Annotated in this window: 17 protein-coding genes; 5 read left to right on the forward strand and 12 right to left on the reverse strand. The window is 57.2% G+C overall.

Annotated features, from left to right (window positions below; translation table 11 throughout):
- Positions 1-3: 3 nt before the first annotated feature.
- The 3 genes from SADFL11_RS25620 to SADFL11_RS16350 form a co-directional block, all read right to left on the reverse strand.
- Positions 4-1,269, reverse strand: coding sequence for an ABC transporter permease (locus SADFL11_RS25620; RefSeq protein ID WP_008190554.1), 1,266 nt, complete (start codon positions 1,267-1,269; stop codon positions 4-6).
- Positions 1,270-1,339: 70 nt separating this feature from the next.
- Positions 1,340-2,440, reverse strand: a complete 1,101-nt coding sequence (locus SADFL11_RS16345) for an extracellular solute-binding protein (RefSeq protein ID WP_008193479.1) — start codon at positions 2,438-2,440, stop codon at positions 1,340-1,342.
- Between the two features lie 82 nt (positions 2,441-2,522).
- Positions 2,523-3,617, reverse strand: coding sequence for an ABC transporter ATP-binding protein (locus SADFL11_RS16350; protein ID WP_040452714.1), 1,095 nt, complete (start codon positions 3,615-3,617; stop codon positions 2,523-2,525).
- 169 nt (positions 3,618-3,786) lie between these two features.
- Here SADFL11_RS16350 and SADFL11_RS16355 point away from each other — a divergent pair, with 169 nt between their 5' ends.
- The 5 genes from SADFL11_RS16355 to SADFL11_RS16375 all read left to right on the forward strand — a co-directional run bounded on the left by SADFL11_RS16355 (position 3,787) and on the right by SADFL11_RS16375 (position 8,479).
- Positions 3,787-4,086 carry a hypothetical protein gene (locus SADFL11_RS16355; RefSeq protein ID WP_040451275.1) on the forward strand — a complete coding sequence of 100 codons (300 nt, stop codon included), beginning with the start codon at positions 3,787-3,789 and terminating at the stop codon, positions 4,084-4,086.
- A gap of 59 nt (positions 4,087-4,145) precedes the next feature.
- Positions 4,146-5,024, forward strand: coding sequence for a helix-turn-helix transcriptional regulator (locus SADFL11_RS16360; RefSeq protein ID WP_228198211.1), 879 nt, complete (start codon positions 4,146-4,148; stop codon positions 5,022-5,024).
- Between the two features lie 28 nt (positions 5,025-5,052).
- Positions 5,053-5,511 carry a tRNA (N6-threonylcarbamoyladenosine(37)-N6)-methyltransferase TrmO gene (gene tsaA, locus SADFL11_RS16365; protein WP_008196158.1) on the forward strand — a complete coding sequence of 153 codons (459 nt, stop codon included), beginning with the start codon at positions 5,053-5,055 and terminating at the stop codon, positions 5,509-5,511.
- Positions 5,512-5,598: 87 nt separating this feature from the next.
- Positions 5,599-7,710 (forward strand): 3-hydroxyacyl-CoA dehydrogenase NAD-binding domain-containing protein, encoded by a 2,112-nt coding sequence (locus SADFL11_RS16370; protein WP_040451271.1) that lies wholly within the window; start codon positions 5,599-5,601, stop codon positions 7,708-7,710.
- A 364-nt stretch (positions 7,711-8,074) separates the two neighbouring features.
- The gene (locus SADFL11_RS16375; RefSeq protein ID WP_040451269.1) at positions 8,075-8,479 is read left to right on the forward strand and encodes a DUF805 domain-containing protein; all 405 of its coding nucleotides are present in this window, start codon (positions 8,075-8,077) and stop codon (positions 8,477-8,479) included.
- 49 nt (positions 8,480-8,528) lie between these two features.
- On the opposite strand, the gene SADFL11_RS16380 is transcribed toward SADFL11_RS16375, so the two are convergent.
- The 9 genes from SADFL11_RS16380 to SADFL11_RS16420 form a co-directional block, all read right to left on the reverse strand.
- Positions 8,529-9,317 (reverse strand): SDR family NAD(P)-dependent oxidoreductase, encoded by a 789-nt coding sequence (locus SADFL11_RS16380; RefSeq protein WP_008192829.1) that lies wholly within the window; start codon positions 9,315-9,317, stop codon positions 8,529-8,531.
- Positions 9,310-10,335 (reverse strand): phosphotransferase family protein, encoded by a 1,026-nt coding sequence (locus SADFL11_RS16385; protein ID WP_008190998.1) that lies wholly within the window; start codon positions 10,333-10,335, stop codon positions 9,310-9,312. The genes SADFL11_RS16380 and SADFL11_RS16385 overlap by 8 nt, the downstream gene beginning before the upstream one ends.
- A 10-nt stretch (positions 10,336-10,345) precedes the next feature.
- Positions 10,346-11,578: an acyl-CoA dehydrogenase family protein gene (locus tag SADFL11_RS16390; protein WP_008195739.1), complete on the reverse strand. Its 1,233-nt coding sequence runs from the start codon at positions 11,576-11,578 to the stop codon at positions 10,346-10,348.
- 10 nt (positions 11,579-11,588) lie between these two features.
- Positions 11,589-12,575, reverse strand: a complete 987-nt coding sequence (locus SADFL11_RS16395; RefSeq protein ID WP_008195757.1) for an NAD(P)H-dependent flavin oxidoreductase — start codon at positions 12,573-12,575, stop codon at positions 11,589-11,591.
- A gap of 37 nt (positions 12,576-12,612) precedes the next feature.
- On the reverse strand, positions 12,613-13,101 hold the full coding sequence (locus tag SADFL11_RS16400; protein WP_008196061.1) for a MaoC family dehydratase: 489 nt from the start codon (positions 13,099-13,101) through the stop codon (positions 12,613-12,615).
- Positions 13,098-13,919 carry an SDR family oxidoreductase gene (locus SADFL11_RS16405; protein WP_008193168.1) on the reverse strand — a complete coding sequence of 274 codons (822 nt, stop codon included), beginning with the start codon at positions 13,917-13,919 and terminating at the stop codon, positions 13,098-13,100. The genes SADFL11_RS16400 and SADFL11_RS16405 overlap by 4 nt, the downstream gene beginning before the upstream one ends.
- Positions 13,916-15,541, reverse strand: a complete 1,626-nt coding sequence (locus SADFL11_RS16410; protein WP_008191391.1) for a long-chain fatty acid--CoA ligase — start codon at positions 15,539-15,541, stop codon at positions 13,916-13,918. The genes SADFL11_RS16405 and SADFL11_RS16410 overlap by 4 nt, the downstream gene beginning before the upstream one ends.
- Positions 15,542-15,848: 307 nt before the next feature.
- On the reverse strand, positions 15,849-16,757 hold the full coding sequence (yegS, locus tag SADFL11_RS16415; RefSeq protein WP_008195784.1) for a lipid kinase YegS: 909 nt from the start codon (positions 16,755-16,757) through the stop codon (positions 15,849-15,851).
- Positions 16,758-16,785: 28 nt separating this feature from the next.
- Entirely contained in the window at positions 16,786-17,709 is a 924-nt protein-coding gene (locus tag SADFL11_RS16420; RefSeq protein ID WP_008191628.1) for a LysR substrate-binding domain-containing protein, read from the reverse strand.
- Between the last annotated feature and the right edge of the window lie 51 nt (positions 17,710-17,760).

Here is a 17,760-nt window from a genome sequence, read left to right on the forward strand (position 1 = left end):
CTCCTATCCAAGTTTCACGTTATCAATGCCTACTATCCGGTCGTAAACCACGAACAGCACCATAACGGCGACCAGCAGCAACGTTCCAAGAGCAGCAGCCAAACCCCAGTTGAGGGATGAGGAGATGTGATAGGCAATCCGGTTGGAGATAAAGATACCCGAAGTGCCGCCCACAAGTTCTGGCGTGATGTAGTAGCCGATCGACAGAATGAAGACGAGAACCGCGCCCGCACCAATTCCGGGCACGGATTGCGGGAAGTAGACCCTCCAGAACGCCGTCCAATCGTTGGCGCCGAGGCTTTTGGCCGCCCGCACGTAGGTCGGTGATATTGTCTTCATCACCGAGAAGAGCGGCAGGATCATAAAGGGCAGCAGGATATGTGTCATGGCGATGATCGTGCCGGTCTGGTTGTTAATCATCACCAGCCGGTTGGCATCCCCGATTATTCCAATCCAGACAAGGAAGTCATTGATCACCCCTTGTTGCTGAAGAAGCACTTTCCAGGCCGATGTGCGCACCAGCAGACTGGTCCAAAACGGCAAGAGCACAAGAATCATCAACAAATTGGACGTTCGAAGCGGCAGCGAGGCCAGCAAAAAGGCTATTGGATAGCCAAGCAACAAGCAGGACAGTGTAATGACGATGGACAGAAACAGGGTCCGCGCGAACAGGAACATATAGATCCGCTCGTCCGCTGGTTTCAGCTCAATACCATCAACGGTGCGGTGGGCGTCCACCGAGTTCAGGAAATATCCGTCGGTGTAGCGCGGAGAGAACTGCTGAAGAACCTGCCAGGTTTCGACCTGACCCCACTTTTTGTCGGCATCGATGAATTGAGCTTGAAAGGCGCTGTCTTCATCCATGCGCTTGATGCGCCGGCCGGTCTTTCTGAAGAGGCTGGAAATCCCGCTTTCTTCATAATTCAGGCGGGACCCGAGCCGTGTGTGTGTTTTCTTATCGACTGCGACGAGCAAGTCGCCGTAGAGCGCGGCAAATACCGTTTCGTCCGGGATCTGACCAGAATTCGGGTCCCACTCCTGCAAAGCGATCACAGTGCGCGGCAGCGTATCGGCGACGATGCCGTTTTCGACAGACCGGAACAGCATGTCGACGATCGGCGCTACAAAGGTGATCAAAATGAAAACCAGCAGCGGCGCGATCAGCGCCAGAGACCTTAGCTTTTCCCGGCGCAACGCTTTTGCGAGCGCGGCCTTCAGCGGTTTGCCGTCCTGTGTCGTTAGAACTTCACCGGCAGTGGTATCGCTCATGAAATAATCTTCCGCATGTCAAATGAATATCCCGGGTGAGCAATGCCCACCCGGAACAAGGCGTTACGGCTTACTGAGCCAGCCAAGCCTGGAATTTCGCGTCGATGTCGTCGCGATAATCCGCCCACCATTCATAATTATAGAGGAAGGTGTTCTTGGCGTTCTCCGGATCTGTCGGCATGTGCGGAGCCATGTCGATACCCAGTGATGCGTGCTGACCAACAAGCGGAGCGGACGACTTACGAGCCGGACCGTAGGAGATATATTTGGCCTGGTCTGCAAGACGCTGAGTGTCCGTTGCGAACATGATGTAGTCCTTGACGCGCGCCAAACGCTCATCGGAAAGACCAGTCGGGATGATCCAGCCATCAAGGTCGAACACCTGGGCGTCCCACAACATCTTGACCGGCTGCTTCTGCTCTTCAATCAGAGCAAAGAGACGACCGTTGTAGGTCGAACCAATGACAACTTCTTTGTCAGCCAGCAGCTGCGGAGTTTCCGCACCAGCAGACCACCAGATCACGTCGTCCTTGATCGTGCCGAGCTTTGCGAGTGCCCGGTCCAGCCCTTCTTCGGTCTCCAGAACGTCATAGACGTCTTCCTTGGCAACGCCATCACAAAGTAGCGCCCATTCGACGTTGTTGATCGGACGCTTTTCAAGCGACCGCTTGCCCGGGAACGTTTCAGTATCGAATACCGCGCAGATGTCTGTCGGCTCTTTACCACCCCATTCTTCAACGTCAGAGCGGTAACCGAAGGTGGTGGAATAAACGATCTGCGGGATGAAGCACTCCGAAACGAGCAGGTCGCCGAAATCTTCAGAAGCCGGCGTTCCATCCGGAGCAGCAGCCAAATCCGAGTCCGCATCGATTTCCATCGCGAGACCTTCGTCACACAGACGGATCGCATCGGAGGCAACCACGTCCACGAGATCCCAGGTGATGTTGCCCGCCTCGTTCATTGCGCGCAGCTTGGCAACAGCTTCAGCAGACGACTCATCATTGATGATGTTTACGCCCGGGTTCTTTTCCATGTACGGCTTGTGGTAGGCGTTGTTCTGCGAAGCAGAATATGCACCACCCCAAGACACAATCGTCATGTCTTGTGCGAGCGCAGCACTGCCCGCAAAAGCCATGGCGGTACCGGCAAGGATCAAAGTCTTGAGCTTCATGTTTGGTAGCTCCCTCTTTTAGGATTGAACGGTTTTCTTCCGTCGATCTCGCTGGCGGCCAAACCGCGGCCGCCTTGCGACTTTAGACAACAGCGTCGAGCGCTTTACAGTCATTCAACGACCAGCCCACAGGGACTGTTTCGCCGACATGAAGCTTGCGCTTCTCTCCGCGGTTGCGAACTTTTACAATGAACTCATCATTGCCAGCCACGTTCATGCGAACGCGGATGTGGTCACCCAGATAAATGAGTTCTTCGATCCGACCATCGACAATATTGTCCATGCTGTCGTGGGTATCGAATTCGACGCGCTCGGGACGGAGCGACAACGTGGTCTTGTCGCCAACAGAGCTGACGTTCACACGGTCGGCTTTGAGTTGCGTTCCGTCACCAAGCTCCACACGGCACTCCTCGCCCTGGATCTCAACAACCTTTCCATTGAGCTTGTTGTTCTCGCCGATGAACTGCGCCACAAACGAATTTTGCGGATCTTCGTACAGATCATCCGGCGTGGACAGTTGCTGGATCACGCCATCATTGAACACGGCGACGCGGTCCGACATGGTCAACGCTTCGGTCTGGTCGTGCGTCACGTAAACTACGGTTACGCCGAGATTTTCGTGGATGTGCTTGATCTCGTACTGCATCTGCTCACGCAGCTGCTTGTCGAGCGCACCGAGCGGCTCATCCATCAAAACGAGTTCGGGGTCGAACACCAGAGCACGTGCAACGGCCACACGTTGCTGCTGACCACCGGAGAGCTGGGCCGGGCGCCGGTTTCCGAAACTCCCAAGCTCCACCATATCGAGCGCGCGATGAACCTTTTCTTCCTGCTCCGCTTTACTGACGTTGCGGACCTGAAGCGGAAAAGCGAGGTTTTCTGACACTGTCATATGCGGGAACAAGGCGTAGTTCTGAAAGACCATACCAATCCCGCGTTTGTGTGGCGGGACATTGTTGATCGGCCGATCGTTGAGGTAGATTTCGCCGTGCGTTGCCGGTTCGAACCCTGCCAGCATCATCAGGCAGGTGGTTTTGCCAGACCCGGACGGACCAAGCATGGTCAGAAATTCGCCCGGCGGGATATCCAGATTGAGATTTTTTACGACAAGGCTTTCGCCGTCATAGCTTTTTTGAACGCTGTCATACTTAACAGCAGCGCCCCGATTATTCGCCATTTTGTCCCCAAGTCTGGTTTGTTTGTTTTTATCAGCCTTCGCGATTTCTGACTGCACCCCTCCGTGCCGTCTGTCTTCATTTCAGCTGTGGGCGGTAGAAAAACAAAAATCAAAGCCCTTTGAAAGGGGGGGCATCAAAAAAAACTAATATTTTTTAATCACATGCTGATTGAATATTTTGCAGCGCGAAACAACTTCGGCAGAATTGCTGAGCCAAGCAATGATCAAAAAACGCCTATTGTCCAACTGCATTTCCGGCGAACTAGAACGCTCTAAGGATCCATTAGCGGCAAAAAGACCAAACGTTTATGAGCGTGTTCAAAACAAACTAGATGGATTTAGATTTGCCGCGATGCACAACAACACTGCCCGCCGCTGTTTCGCCTTTCCGATTGTTGTCAACTTAGGTGATCTGGTGTTTGGCATGGTAAACTCAGCTGATCTCTGCCGCATGTCTTTCGGCCGCTGACACCCCTGTGCAAGTCTTTGAAACTCCGCTAAGTTCAGCGTCCATTCATGGGGATTGAAGTGCCACAAAGCGCCAGACAGCAACCTGACTATCTGACGACCCGCGAGGTCGCCGACCTGTTGCGGGTCAAAGAGCGCAAGGTCTATGACCTCGCAGCAACCAATGAGATCCCGCACCGGCGCATCACCGGCAAACTCCTGTTCCCGGCTTCTGAAATCCGCGCATGGATCGAGGGCTCCGGATCTCTTGTATCGGAAGACCGGCCTGCCGTGATCACCGGCTCGCATGACCCCCTGCTGGACTGGGCAATCAGGGACTCAGCTTGCGGCCTTGCCACGCTGTTCAACGGCAGCCGGGAAGGTCTTGACTGTTTTGCCCGCCACCGGGCCGCTTTGTCAGGGCTGCATATCCCCGAACAAACCGGCTGGAATGTTGCTTCTGTTTCCGAACTCGGGGTTACGGATGCGGTGCTCATCGGCTGGGCCAGCCGAAAACGCGGTCTTTTGGTCTCAAGCGATGCAGCCAATGACATTCATTCGGTTACCGGTCTCAAAGGCAAGCGCGTTGTGCGCCGTCAACCGGGTGCTGGCGCAGCCGCCCTCTTCTCAAGGCTTTTGGGAGAGGCGGGGCTGAATGAAGAGGATCTTCAGTCTTCAAGCGGATTTGCCCATACAGAAAGTGAGGCTGCCGGGGCCGTTGCCAGCGGCGAGGCGGACGCAGCGCTCGGCGTTCAAGCCATGGCCAAACAGTATAAACTCGGGTTTGTCCCGCTGACCGATGAACACTTTGATCTCCTGATTGACCGGAAGGCCTATTTCACCGATCCGGTCCAGCTGCTTTTGAACTTCACCCGGACGCAGCAGTTTCAGGACAAGGCTGCCAGTATGGGCGGCTATGACCTGACCCCGCTGGGCCGCGTCCGCTGGCTCTCTCCTTGAACCAAATTGACAGATCTTCATGACCGACATGCGCCCACACGAAGTTTTCGTCCCGACCACACCGCCCGAAGATGCCCAGCTGCGCTACATCGGACGCATCCATACACCCTGGCTCGACCGCAAGGAGTGCCCACGGCGCGGCGATCCTGAAAACGGGCCGGATTGCCGGATCGAGGTGTTCGAACCCTGGGTCCCGGCCCTTAAAAACATCGAGACCTTCGACAGCATCGAGGTGCTGTACTGGCTCGACCGTGCGCGGCGGGATCTGGTCATCCAGAACCCGGCGCATACCGGGGATGTCCGCGGGACATTTGCGCTGCGCTCGCCCAACCGGCCCAACCCCATTGGCACCTCTTTGGTCAAGCTGATCTCCGTCAACGGTCCGCTGCTGACCGTGCGCGGGCTCGACTGCCTCAATGGCACCCCTCTGATCGATCTGAAACCTGACCGGTGCGCTTTCACGGACAAGCCACGGTCCGGCGAATAGCGCGAACAGGCTTACGCCTCTGGACGGGTTGACAGACACTCCGTCAAATTGCCAATCCTCGGAAAACTAACGAATGGGAGAGCTTCAATGGATACGCCAGTGCAGTCTGCAGCCAGCAAGGTGAACGATGTGGTTTCTGTCGAAAGACAGGGGAGTATGGCACTTGTCGCACTCAACAACCCGCCGGTCAATGCGGCCTCTCAGGCGCTGCGTCAGGGTATCCACCAGGCTGTTTCAGACCTTCAGAAAGATCCCGGCATCAAGGCCATCGGTCTTTATGGCGAAGGCCGCACCTTCATTGCAGGCGCGGATATCCGCGAATTCGGCAAGCCACCACAGGACCCGTGGTTGCCGGACCTATGCAATTTCCTTGAAAACTCGGAAACACCAATCGTGTGCATTATTCATGGCACGGCTCTCGGTGGCGGCCTGGAAGTCGCCCTGAGCTGCCATGCGCGCATTGCCGTCCCAAGCGCCAAGGTCGGGCTGCCGGAAGTGACACTTGGCATTCTGCCCGGTGCAGGCGGCACCCAGCGCGCACCGCGGCTTGCCGGCGTTGCTGCTTCTTTAGACATGATTACCAGCGGCAAGCCGGTTTCGGCGCAAAAGGCGCTGGAGTCCGGGCTGGTCGATGCGGTCGAAGAGGGCGCGCCACGTGACCTTGCGCTCAAAGCAGCGCAGGCGCTTGCAGACGGCACCTTGAGCCATCGCAAGACGGGCGAACTTGATACAGACGCCGACCAGCAAGCCATTGAGGCCTATCGGAAGAAACTGCAAAAAACACAACCGTTGTTGTTCTCGCCGCACAGGTGCGTGGACGCGGTTGAAGCCAGCACACTGCCGCTGGCCGACGGCCTAAAAAAAGAGCGCAGCCTGTTCCAGGACTGCATGGAAAGTCCGCAGCGCGCCGGACTGATCCACGCCTTCTTTGCCGAGCGGGCCGTGTCAAAAATCCCGGAAGCCAAGGAAACACCCCGCCAGATTGCCAAGATCGGTGTGATCGGTGGCGGCACGATGGGCTCCGGCATTGCGACCGCGTGCCTCTTGGCCGGGTTTGACGTCACCTTGACCGAACGCGACCAGGGCGGGCTCGACCGGGGCCTGGCGACGATTGCCAAGAACCTGGACGGGGCCGTCAAACGCGGCAAGCTTGCCGCCGACAAGCGCGATCAGATCCTCTCCAACAATCTGTCCTCCGCGGTCGAATTGGGTGCCTTGTCAGAAGCCGATCTCATCATTGAGGCCGTATTCGAAGAGATGGATGTGAAGCGCAGCATCTTCACCGAGCTCGACAAGGTGGCCAAGCAGGGCGCCGTGCTCGCCTCCAACACCTCTTATCTCGACATCAACGAGATCGCCGCTGTCACCAGCCGTCCGCAGGACGTCATTGGCCTGCATTTCTTCTCGCCAGCCCATGTCATGCGGCTTCTGGAAGTGGTCGTTGCCGACAAGACAGCACCGGACGCGGTGGCGACCGGCTTTGCCCTTGCAAAAAAGCTGAAGAAAGTCGCTGTCCGGGCCGGGGTCTGCGACGGCTTCATCGGCAATCGCATCCTCTCCTTTTACAAGAAGGCAGCGGATTACATGATGATGGACGGTGCTTCTCCGGAAGAGGTCGATACGGCCATGACCAATTTCGGGTTCGCCATGGGCCCTTATCAGGTTTACGACCTCGCCGGTCTCGATATCAGCTGGGCCACCAACAAGCGCCGCGCGGCCACCCGGCCAGCGGAAGAGCGCTATAGTCCGATCCTCGACCGGATCTGCGAAGAGGGCTGGTTCGGCCGCAAGACCGGCCGAGGCTTTTACATCTACGACGAGACTGGTGCCCGCCCGAACCCGGATGCCCTAAAAATCATTGATGAAGAACGGGCCAAGGCCGGGATCACACCGCGCAAGTTCACGGCAGAAGAGATCGTCAGCCGGTTTATGACAGCGATGATTTCCGAGGCAATCCGCGTTCTTGAGGACGGCATCGCGCTCCGGCCAATCGACATTGATGCGGTGTATCTCTTCGGCTACGGCTTCCCGCGGTTCCGCGGCGGGCCGATGCACACAGCGGACCAGATAGGCGCAGCGGAACTCGTCAAGCGCATCGAAGCCTTCGCAGAAGAAGATAGTTATTATTGGCAGGTCCCAGCTCTCCTGCGCCAAATGGCCGAGACCGGCGGCACATTCGCCGAGAAAAACAAAGGCTGACGCTATTTGTTTGAATCTTCTAGAACTGGCCTGCCATCACAATCATGTGTCATCCTGGGCGAAGCGCAAGCTGAGACCCGGGACCCAATCGTTCGCAACGCCGCCGGAAAACTGCTCGACACCTGCGGCAAACTGAAATGAAAGTGTCATCCCGGATCACGTCCGGGATGACACTTGAGGCAAGGCCGGTCGTGAACATCACACAGCGGTTGGGCTACCGTCGACCGGGATGGTTTTCCACGAAATGCTTGGGGAACGGGTTTCATAAACCTAAGTTATTGTAAATTTTAACCATCTTTCTTGAACCATCGTTAGTCTGGAGACGTCTACACAATCAGAGTTTTCTGACGTGTGAGGTCTGCAAGTGATTAGAAGCATTAAACAGACGTTTGCCGAAACGCTGAATTACAACGGACGGTCAAAACGAAGTGATTATTGGTTTTACTTTCTTTTTGTTCTTTTTCTTTCGTTTTTCCAGATAACCATTCTACTGATTTTGGGTTTTTCTTTAGAAGGCCCGGTGTTTGCGCTAGTCGGTTGGGTATTAGGCATTCTAACGACAATCCCGAATATAGCACTTTCTGTCCGCAGAACTCATGATTTTGGAGTTACGGGATGGATTGTTCTTCCAGTATGGAGCTTAAGTTTTGCTGATTTGTGGTCGGACGCTATTGGTACGCTGGTTCTAGTCGGTTTTTTTCTCTTAGTAGTTATCGGTCTGCTTCCCGGGCACAAGGGACCAAACAAATACGGTGCCGCTCCCGCCTAGACACATGACTTAGGTGCCAGAATTCTTTCCAAGGCAAAAACTAGGCACATCACACAGCGGTCAGGCCACCGTCTACCGGAATGGCCTGACCGTGGACGGCCGTGTTGTGCGGGTCAGCCAACCAGAGCACCGCCGAGATGACTTCGTCAGAGCGGATGACACGGCCCATTGGGCTGCGTTTTGTGAAGGCTGCGTCGATCTCGCTGGCCGGCCTATTCTGGCTTTCCGCCAAGGCTTCGGAAAAGTTCTGGTACATCGCGGTTTGCGCAAAGGATGGGCAGACCGCGTTGATGCGCACACCGATGCGGCCTGTCTCGTCGGCAGCCGAGCGGGTCAGGCCGACAACCGCATGTTTTGAGGCCGCATAAGCCGACAACATCCCGGCCCCAACAAGCCCTGCTGCCGAAGCCATGTTGATGATGGCACCGCGCCCAGCCTTGGCCATCACCGGGATCTGATATTTCATTCCTAAAAAGACACCACGCACATTCACCGCAAACATTCGATCCAGATCATCAACTGCGAGCTGCGTCAGAGGTTTGAGATCGTGACAAATGCCCGCGTTGTTGAGCGCAATATCAAGGGAGCCGAAGCGCTCCAGAATTTGGTCGACATGCGCTTTGGTCTCGTTTTCGTTGCCGACGTCATAGGCCTCAACCCAGACATCCGCGCCGATATCCTGCAGCTCGGTACGGATCTGCTCCAGCCCGCTCTCATCCCGGTCCGACAAGGCCAACCGCGCACCGAGCGCTGCAAATTTGCGGGCAGCTTCGGCACCAAAGCCGCCGGCGGCCCCAGTGATCATGACCGTTTGGCCTGAAAAACGCTGATCAGCCATGTTGGATAGCCTCCAGGCCGCCCTTGGCAAAACCCGGTACCGCCTTGCCGAGCCTCAGCCCCTGCTCAGGATTGGAGGCGTTGCCGTCAAGCGCACGTTTTTTTACACCTTGCAGGATCGCGCCCATGCGAAAGAAGCAGAACGCCAGATAAAAGCCGAAATCCGGAATGCCGGAGATCCCCATACGCATACAATAGGCTTCCACAAAAGCCTGGTCGTCAGGAATACCGAGCGTTTTGCGATCAACACCAGCAAGTCCCCGGCCTTCGGTTCCCGGCGGGCAGCACCATTGCATGACAAGGGCTGCGAGATCTGCAAAAGGATGACCGAGTGTCGACAGCTCCCAGTCGAGTACGGCCACACACTCGGGACTGTCTTTTGCAAACAGCATGTTGTCGATCCGGTAATCGCCATGCACCAGCGTGCGGCGGCCGTCATCGTCCGGAATGTTCTGATCGAGCCATTCAATCAGCGCGTCCATCTCCGCGATCGTTCCGGTTTCGCTCGCCCGATACTGTTTGGTCCAGCGGTCGATCTGGCGGCGGTAGTAGTTCCCGGCCGGGCCATAATCGGCCAGGCCAGCCGCCTCCAGATCCACGGAATGGATGGCGGCGAGCACCCGGTTCATCTCGTCGTAGATTGCCAACCGGGTGGCCGTATCGACGTCCTGGATCCGGGGATCATCGAAGTTCCGCCCGTCGACCAGGTCCATGATGTAAAAGGCCGAGCCAATCACATCATCGTCTTCACAAAGCACATGCATCCGGGCGACCGGAACATCCGTCGCTGCGAGGGCCTTTTGAACCCGGAACTCCCGGTCAACGGCGTGGGCGGATTTCAAAAGCACACCTGGCGGCTTTCGCCGCAACACATAAGCGCCGGAGGGCGCGGAGAGCCGGAACGTCGGGTTCGATTGACCGCGGTTGAACTTTTCTGCAGTCAACGGCCCTTTGAACCCCGGCAGGTTTTGCTCCAGCCAAGACGCCAGTCCCTCAAGATCCAGTGCCGCAGTGGTCATGGCGCACACCTCACCCGGCGTTGGTGTATTTGCGCAGCTCGACCCGGGCGACCTGACGCCTGTGAACCGCGTCCGGCCCGTCGGCAAAGCGCAGGGTCCTCAAATGCGCCCACATGCTGGCCAGCGGGAAATCCTGACTGATCCCGGCGGCCCCATGGACCTGCATCGCTTCGTCGACCACTTTCAGCGCCATCAACGGTGCGATGACCTTGATCTTGCTGATCCAGGGTTGCGCTGCGCGGGTGCCTTGCGTGTCCATCATCCAGGCCGCCTTGAGGCAGAGCAGACGCGCCATCTCGATTTCCATGCGCGCATTGGCGATGATGTCGTGGTTGGCCCCGAGATCCGCGAGTTTTTTGCCAAAAGCTTCCCGGCTCAGCGCCCGCTTACACAGGAGTTCGAGCGCCCGCTCCGCCTGACCGATCGCCCGCATACAGTGGTGGATCCGGCCTGGGCCAAGACGACCCTGCGCGACTTCAAAGCCGCGCCCGCGACCCAGAACGAGATCAGCTTCGGGAACGCGCACATTGGTGAAGCGGATGTGCATATGGCCATGCGGCGCATCATCTGTATTAAAGACATGCATCGGCCGCAGGACTTCCAGTCCATCCGCATCGGCCGGGATCAGGAACATGGAATGGCGGCTGTGCTTGTGCGCGTCCGGATCGGTGCGCGCCATCACGATGTAAAGCTTGCAACGGCTGTCACCCGCGCCGCTTGCCCACCACTTTTCGCCGTTGAGCACCCATTCATCGCCGTCTTTGACCGCGGACAAAGCGATGTTGGTGGCGTCGGACGAGGCTTCGTCCGGCTCTGTCATCAAATAAGCGGAGCGGATATCTCCGGTCAGAAGCGGTTTCAGCCAAAGATTTTTGTGTGCTTGCGTGCCATAGCGCTCCAGAACCTCCATGTTGCCGGTGTCCGGAGCATTGCAGTTGAAGACTTCCGCCGCGATGCCGACCTTGCCCATTTCCTCGGCAAGATAGGCGTATTCCACCGTGGTTAGGCCAAAACCACGCTCGCTGTCAGTCAGCCAGAAATTCCAGAGACCCCGTTCCTTGGCCTTGGACTTCAGCGCTTCCAGGATTTCGATCTGCCGGTCGGTGTGCAAAAACCGGTCGCCGGAGGGATGCTTGCCGACTTCCTCGTGGTATTCGGCATCCAGCGGCGCGATTTCGGTTTCCACCATGCGGCGCACCTGCTCGATCAGCGGGCGCACCCGGTCCGTTACTCCAAGATCCATAACCTATCCCTCAACAAATCTCGGCGCGCATCCGGGAGATGGCCGCCTTGTATTCCTGTTCCAAACGGTTGACGACCTCGGCAGCCGGACCGACGTATTTCACCGCATTGATCCCCTGACCGGCGCCCCAAATGTCGCGCCAGGCCTTGGGCAGATCATCGCCGTCCGGAAGGATCGACGGTTTCCAGTCCGACGGCAGATTGTCAGGGTCGAGACCAACCTTTGAGATCGATGACCTTAAGTAGGTCGCCGGATGACCCGTAAAGACTGCGGTCGTAATGACATCTTCCGCACTGCCAGCCACCATCATGTCCTTGTAGATATCGGCCGCGTCCGCTTCATGCGTCGCCACGAAGGGGGAGCCGACATAACCAAAATCAGCACCAAGAATCCGCGCTGCCAGCAGCGCCTCTCCAGTCGAAACCGCACCACCGGCAAGGATCGGGCCGTCGAACCACTCCCGGACTTCGCGGATCAAGGCAAATGGCGATTGCGGTCCGCCATGGCCACCAGCGCCAGCGCACACGGCAATGAGACCGTCAGCGCCCTTCTCGATGGCCTTTTTGGCGTAGGTGTTGTTGATCACGTCATGGAGCGCAATGCCGCCACAGGAATGCGCGGCCTCATTGACATCCACCCGCGCGCCCATCGAGGTGATCCAGATCGGCACTTTCCAGCGGACACAAATCTCCATGTCCCGCTCCAGGCGCTCATTGGTCTTGCGGACGATCTGATTGACCGCGAAAGGCGCTGCAGGATTGTCCGGATTGGCCTGATTGTGACGATCGAGTTCTTCAGCGATTTCCTTTAGCCAGGCTTCCAGCATGACCGGACCGCCGTCTTCATCGCGGGCGTTGAGCGCCGGGAAACTTCCGATCACACCCGCCTTGCACTGGGCAATCACCAGCTTGGGGCAGGACACGATAAAGAGCGGCGCCGCGACGACCGGCAGCCGCAAATTCTGCAGAGCCTGTGGCAACTCGCGTTTTTTAAGCATTTCGCCTCCCAACAAATGCCTCCGTAACCTGCACGGCTTACGCGGCTTCGATCTCCAGATAGAACCGGTTCAGCCAATCCGCAGACAGTGCCGGACGGCTCTCGTCCTCGATTTCAACGGTTGAGGCCCAGGTGATATCCAGCTCGCTGGGCTTTAGTGCCTTGACTTCTTTCAGGACAAACTGCCCACGAATGCGGGCTCCAGATTTCACCGGGTTCAAGAACCGGACCCGATTGAACCCATAATTGATCCCCATGGTCATGCCCCTAATCTTGGGCTGCGCCTCAAGACCCATCACCGACAAAAGTGACAGGGTCAGAAAGCCGTGCGCGATCGTTCCACCAAACGGTGTGCTGGCCGCTGCTGCGGGGTCAACATGGATATGCTGATGATCCTTGGTGACATCCGCAAAGGCATCAATCATGACCTGATCGATGCGATGCCAAGATGACACGCCGACCTCTTTGCCAACGAGACCGCTCAGGGCCTCGACAGGCAAGTCAGTTCGATCCAGATCCGGTATCAATTATAGGCCTCCTGGAACAGGTCCGGACCGGTTTCCACGTTGATGCCGCCGCTGACCGGAATGATTGCACCGGTGATATAGCCGCCGCCTGCCCCGCAGAGGAACTGCAGGATTGCCGCGATGTCTTCAGGCTTGCCAACACGGCCAAGCGGCACTTGAGCTCCCACCCGGCTGCGGGTGTCTTTGTCCGCAGTTGCAAAGGCCGTCATCTTGCTGACAAACGGTCCGGGAGCGAGCGCATTGACGGTGATCCGCTTGTCCGCGAGTTCCTTTGCCAGAATTTTTGTCAGGTGGTGGACAGCTGCCTTAGATGCCGCATAGCTGTACGCTCGGTCGCCATGCGGGGTTTCGCCCATCACCGAGCCGACATTGACCACCCGCGCGGGATCATCATCTGAGGCCGACGCTTCCAGCATCGGCAGCAGGCTTTGGGTCAGTTGAAAAAGGCCGGTCACGTTCAGGCGCATTACCCGGTCCCAGGCTTCATAGGGGAATTGGCCGAGCGGCATGCCCCAACTGGTCCCGGCATTGTTCATCAGAATGTCGAGCCTGTCGGTGCGCTTTGCGATTTCCGATGTAAGAGCGCCTATTCCGTCTTCGGTCGCGACATCGCCGCTGAACCCTTCCACTATGCCGGAATAGCCCAGCGTGTTGAGGTCGTCGGCTGCCCGCAGGCAAGCCTCCTCCTTTCGGCTGGCAATCAGGACGCGTGCGCCAGCTGCGCAGAGGCCCTCAGCGGCCATGCGGCCGATGCCGGTTGCCCCACCTGTGACAAGGGCTGTTTTGCCGGCGAGACTGAACAGTTTATCCGGGGTCATGCTGCGCCTTCTGCGAAGTTTTTGCGGAGAGTGAGTTTGGATACTTTGCCGGTCGCCGTCATCGGCAAGGCATCGACATAAACCACGTCATCCGGCAACTGCCACTTGGCGAAATGCTCGCCCAGCATCTCAAGAAGTTCGTCCTTGGGCGGTGGCGCATCGTCGTCTTTCGACTGAATGATCAACAGCGGGCGCTCATCCCACTTCGGATGCGGCACGGCAATCACGGCGCAATTGGCAACGCCGGAATGGGACATGACGATGTTTTCCAGATCAAGCGAGCTGATCCATTCGCCGCCGGATTTGATGAGGTCCTTGGACCGGTCCGTGATGACCAAAAAACCATCAGATGTAATCGCGGCGATATCCCCGGTGCAGAACCAGCCTTCTTCGTCGAAAACCAGTTTTGAGGCTTCCGGGTTCTCGAAATAGCCCGACGTAATCGAGTTTCCGCGCACATAGAGATGACCCGGCGTTTTGCCATCATGCGGCAGGCGGTTGCCCTCATCGTCGACGATTTTGAGATCGACACCAAAGACCCGGCGGCCTTGGGATTGTTTTCGGTCAATCCGCTCCTTCATGCCCCAGTCGTCCATGCGCGGTGGCAGATTGCCTTGCGTCCCGAGCGGGCTCATTTCGGTCATGCCCCAGGCATGGCAGACATTGACACCCTGCTTTTCAAATCCCTCGATCAGGGAGCGCGGCGCGGCAGATCCACCAACAACGATATCCCCAAGACCGTCAGGCAACCGGCCGCGCTGGTTGATTTCATTCATGAGACCGAGCCAGACCGTCGGAACGCCCCATGCGGAAAACACCTTCTCTCGCTCCATCAGATCGTAGAGGGACTTGCCATCCAACGCGCCGCCAGGGAAGATCATGCTCGCACCGGACAGCGGCGCTGAATAGGGCAAGCCCCAGGCGTTGACATGAAACAGCGGGACAACCGGCAGAATACGGCTGCCCTCCTGCAGGACCTTCGGGAGGGTGACGCACAAACTGTAGGCGTGCAACACCGTGGACCGGTGGGAATATAAAGTTCCTTTGGGATTGCCCGTTGTGCCGGAAGTGTAGCAGAGGCCTGCGGCAGTCTCTTCCGGGAAGTCCGGCCAATCCATGTGATCCGGCTGACCGTCCAGGACCTCTTCATAGCACAGTACACCCGCCAGAGAAGTCTCTGGCATATGTGCCCGGTCGGTCATGATGACGACACGCAGATCTTCAGGCAGATGTTCGCGCAACTTCTCTATGATCGGGACAAAGGTGAGATCAACAAAGAGCAAACGGTCCTTGGCGTGATTGATGATGTAGATCATCTGCTCTGCGGAGAGACGCGGGTTGATAGTATGGCAGACCGCCCCAATCCCGGAGATCCCGTAGTACAGCTCGAAATGGCGGTAACCGTTCCAGGCAAGGGTCGCGATGCGGTCCCCAACTTCGATCCCGAGACCCTGAATGCCATGCGCCAGTTGCGCGATCCGCTTGGCCGTTTCGCCGTAAGTGGTTCGGTGAATATCACCTTCGGTTCGTACTGAAACGATTTCGCTGTCCGGAAAGGTATCAGCAGCAAAAGTGATGAGGTCCGCAATTTTCAGCGGACGATGCATCATCTGTCCCTTCATGTGTTTCCTCCCAAAAACACCACAGTTGATTTCATGCGATCATAGGCAGGTTTTTCAGGCCAAGACAAACTTCTCATTGAGAAAAACACCTTGACGTAACTGCAGCTTAGCTCTTTGCCCTATGTACTCGTGTCTGGAGCTCGCCCTTTGGAACTTTCGGCCTCAAGAGCTGCGAATATCTGCCCGAACGGCTGTCAATTGCATTAGTGCGTGATCGCGCTCACATCCATCATTAAGGCCGATCACCCTGCCCCGCACTTCTACTAAGGACCTTATTGATTTTCACAGAAAGCCCGCTAACGATTCGCTAGCGTATCATTTCAATTCGTGCCGGATGGGTCTCGATTTCCAGTCTGGAAGCGTGCAGCGGCTCACCATCGAGGTTCACCTGGACTTGGTTATCTGCCTCGATCTTCAGCGACTTCACTTTGCGCATAATGGCGATTTCCGGAATGCGCTCTGGATCCCCTTCTAGCACGATGGACAGAAACTCTGTCACCCGGCTTCGATCCGGCATCGGCAAAATGGTTAGGTCCAGAAATCCGTCATCCAGTTCTGCTGTTGGGCATAATCTGATACCGCCCCCGGCGCGGCGGCCATTGCCGATGGCAAGCGCCATGAACGCTCCCTCCCAAGAAAATCCATCGGTTTCGATCCGGCCTTCGCAGGCAGCAAGTTCCGAAAACCGGTTGATCCCGGTGAAGAGATAGGCAGCCCCACCCAACAGCTTCTTCAGGTTTGGATCCGTTTCCGCGGTCACCCTGGTCCCAAAGCCGCCGGTCGCCATATTCACGAAGACACGGCCGTTCACCGTTCCAATGTCCGTTGGCTTGGGTTTCCCTCTTGCGGCAAAGCGGAAGGATGAAACGATGTCCGACGGGTCCAGCCGAATGTGATGGGCGAAGTCGTTGGCAGTTCCAAGCGGCAAAACAGCGAAGGCAAACGGGGGCTTGTCCTCGGCCTCCAATCCGCCAAGCACCCCATCGACCACAGCATGAATTGTTCCGTCGCCGCCACCGCTGACCAGAACGTCGATCTTGTTCTCCTGATCCTCTTTGAGAGCCTCGAGAGCAAACCGCTCGGTGTCTCCGGCTTCGTAGGTCACGCGTACCGACACCTCGTGACCCATGTTCCGGACCGCATCGACTGCGGAGCGTACATCGGCCCGGCCTGCAGATTTGCCGTTTAGAATCAGACGTAAATGACGTTTGCTCACAGGACTCTCCAAAAACAATAAACCTGCTCTAACCAGGCAACATGGTCTCCCGATCGGTTCTCGCCGATCGGGCTTCTTCTGCCAGCCACTTGCGGAAGGCCGCAACGACCGGGCGCATGGTCCGGCCTTCCGGATAGACAAAGAAGTAAGCTGTTTCATGCTCCGGCGGAACATCAAACAATCGCACCAAGCGGCCGGAAGCGAGCTCCTGCTCGATAAAGAAGCGGGGTATGAGCGCGGCACCAGCGTGGTGGATCGCAGCTTCCGTAATCATAACAAACTGCTCGAACCGGGCACCTTGGAAAGCCGCATCCGTTTCCACGCCGGCACTTTCAAACCAGTGCCGCCAAGCCAGCGGACGGGTCGCCAATTGCAAGCGCGGCACCCGCGTCAAATCCTCCGGCACACGGATATTGTGCCGGTCCCGAAAAACACGAGAAGCGACCGGGATGACTTCTTCGTCAAATAGATGTTCAGCAATCGCACCCGCCCAAACGGGATCCCCATGGTGGATGGCTCCATCGAACGGTTCTTCGTCGAAATCGAAAGGCTGCAGCCGAACGCTCAGGTTCAGACCGGCATCCGGATACCGGCGGATGAAGTCGGAGATCCGTGGTGCCAGCCAACGGGTGCCGAATGTCGGCAAGACCGCGAGATTGAGCACATCCGCACTGCCTGCAAACGACATCACCTGCCGCGTGGCGAGGGTCATTTGTTCCAGAGCGCCCCGGATGTCATGAAGGTATAGCCGCCCGGCATCAGTCAGCACGATCCGCTGACGTACGCGGCGGAACAACTCCACACCCAACCGGTCTTCGAGCTGGCGAACCTGCTTGGAGACAGCACCCTGGGTCAGGTGCAGCTCTTCTGCTGCACGGGTAAAGCTGAGATGGCGGGCCGCACACTCAAACGCGATGAGGGTGTCTGCGGGCGGCACAAATGCCCGTTTCATACCTTGAGAATTTCCCAGTTCATTCCATTTGGTAATGAATGATGGAGGAGA

It is taken from the genome of Roseibium alexandrii DFL-11 (assembly GCF_000158095.2).
GTDB lineage: Bacteria > Pseudomonadota > Alphaproteobacteria > Rhizobiales > Stappiaceae > Roseibium > Roseibium alexandrii.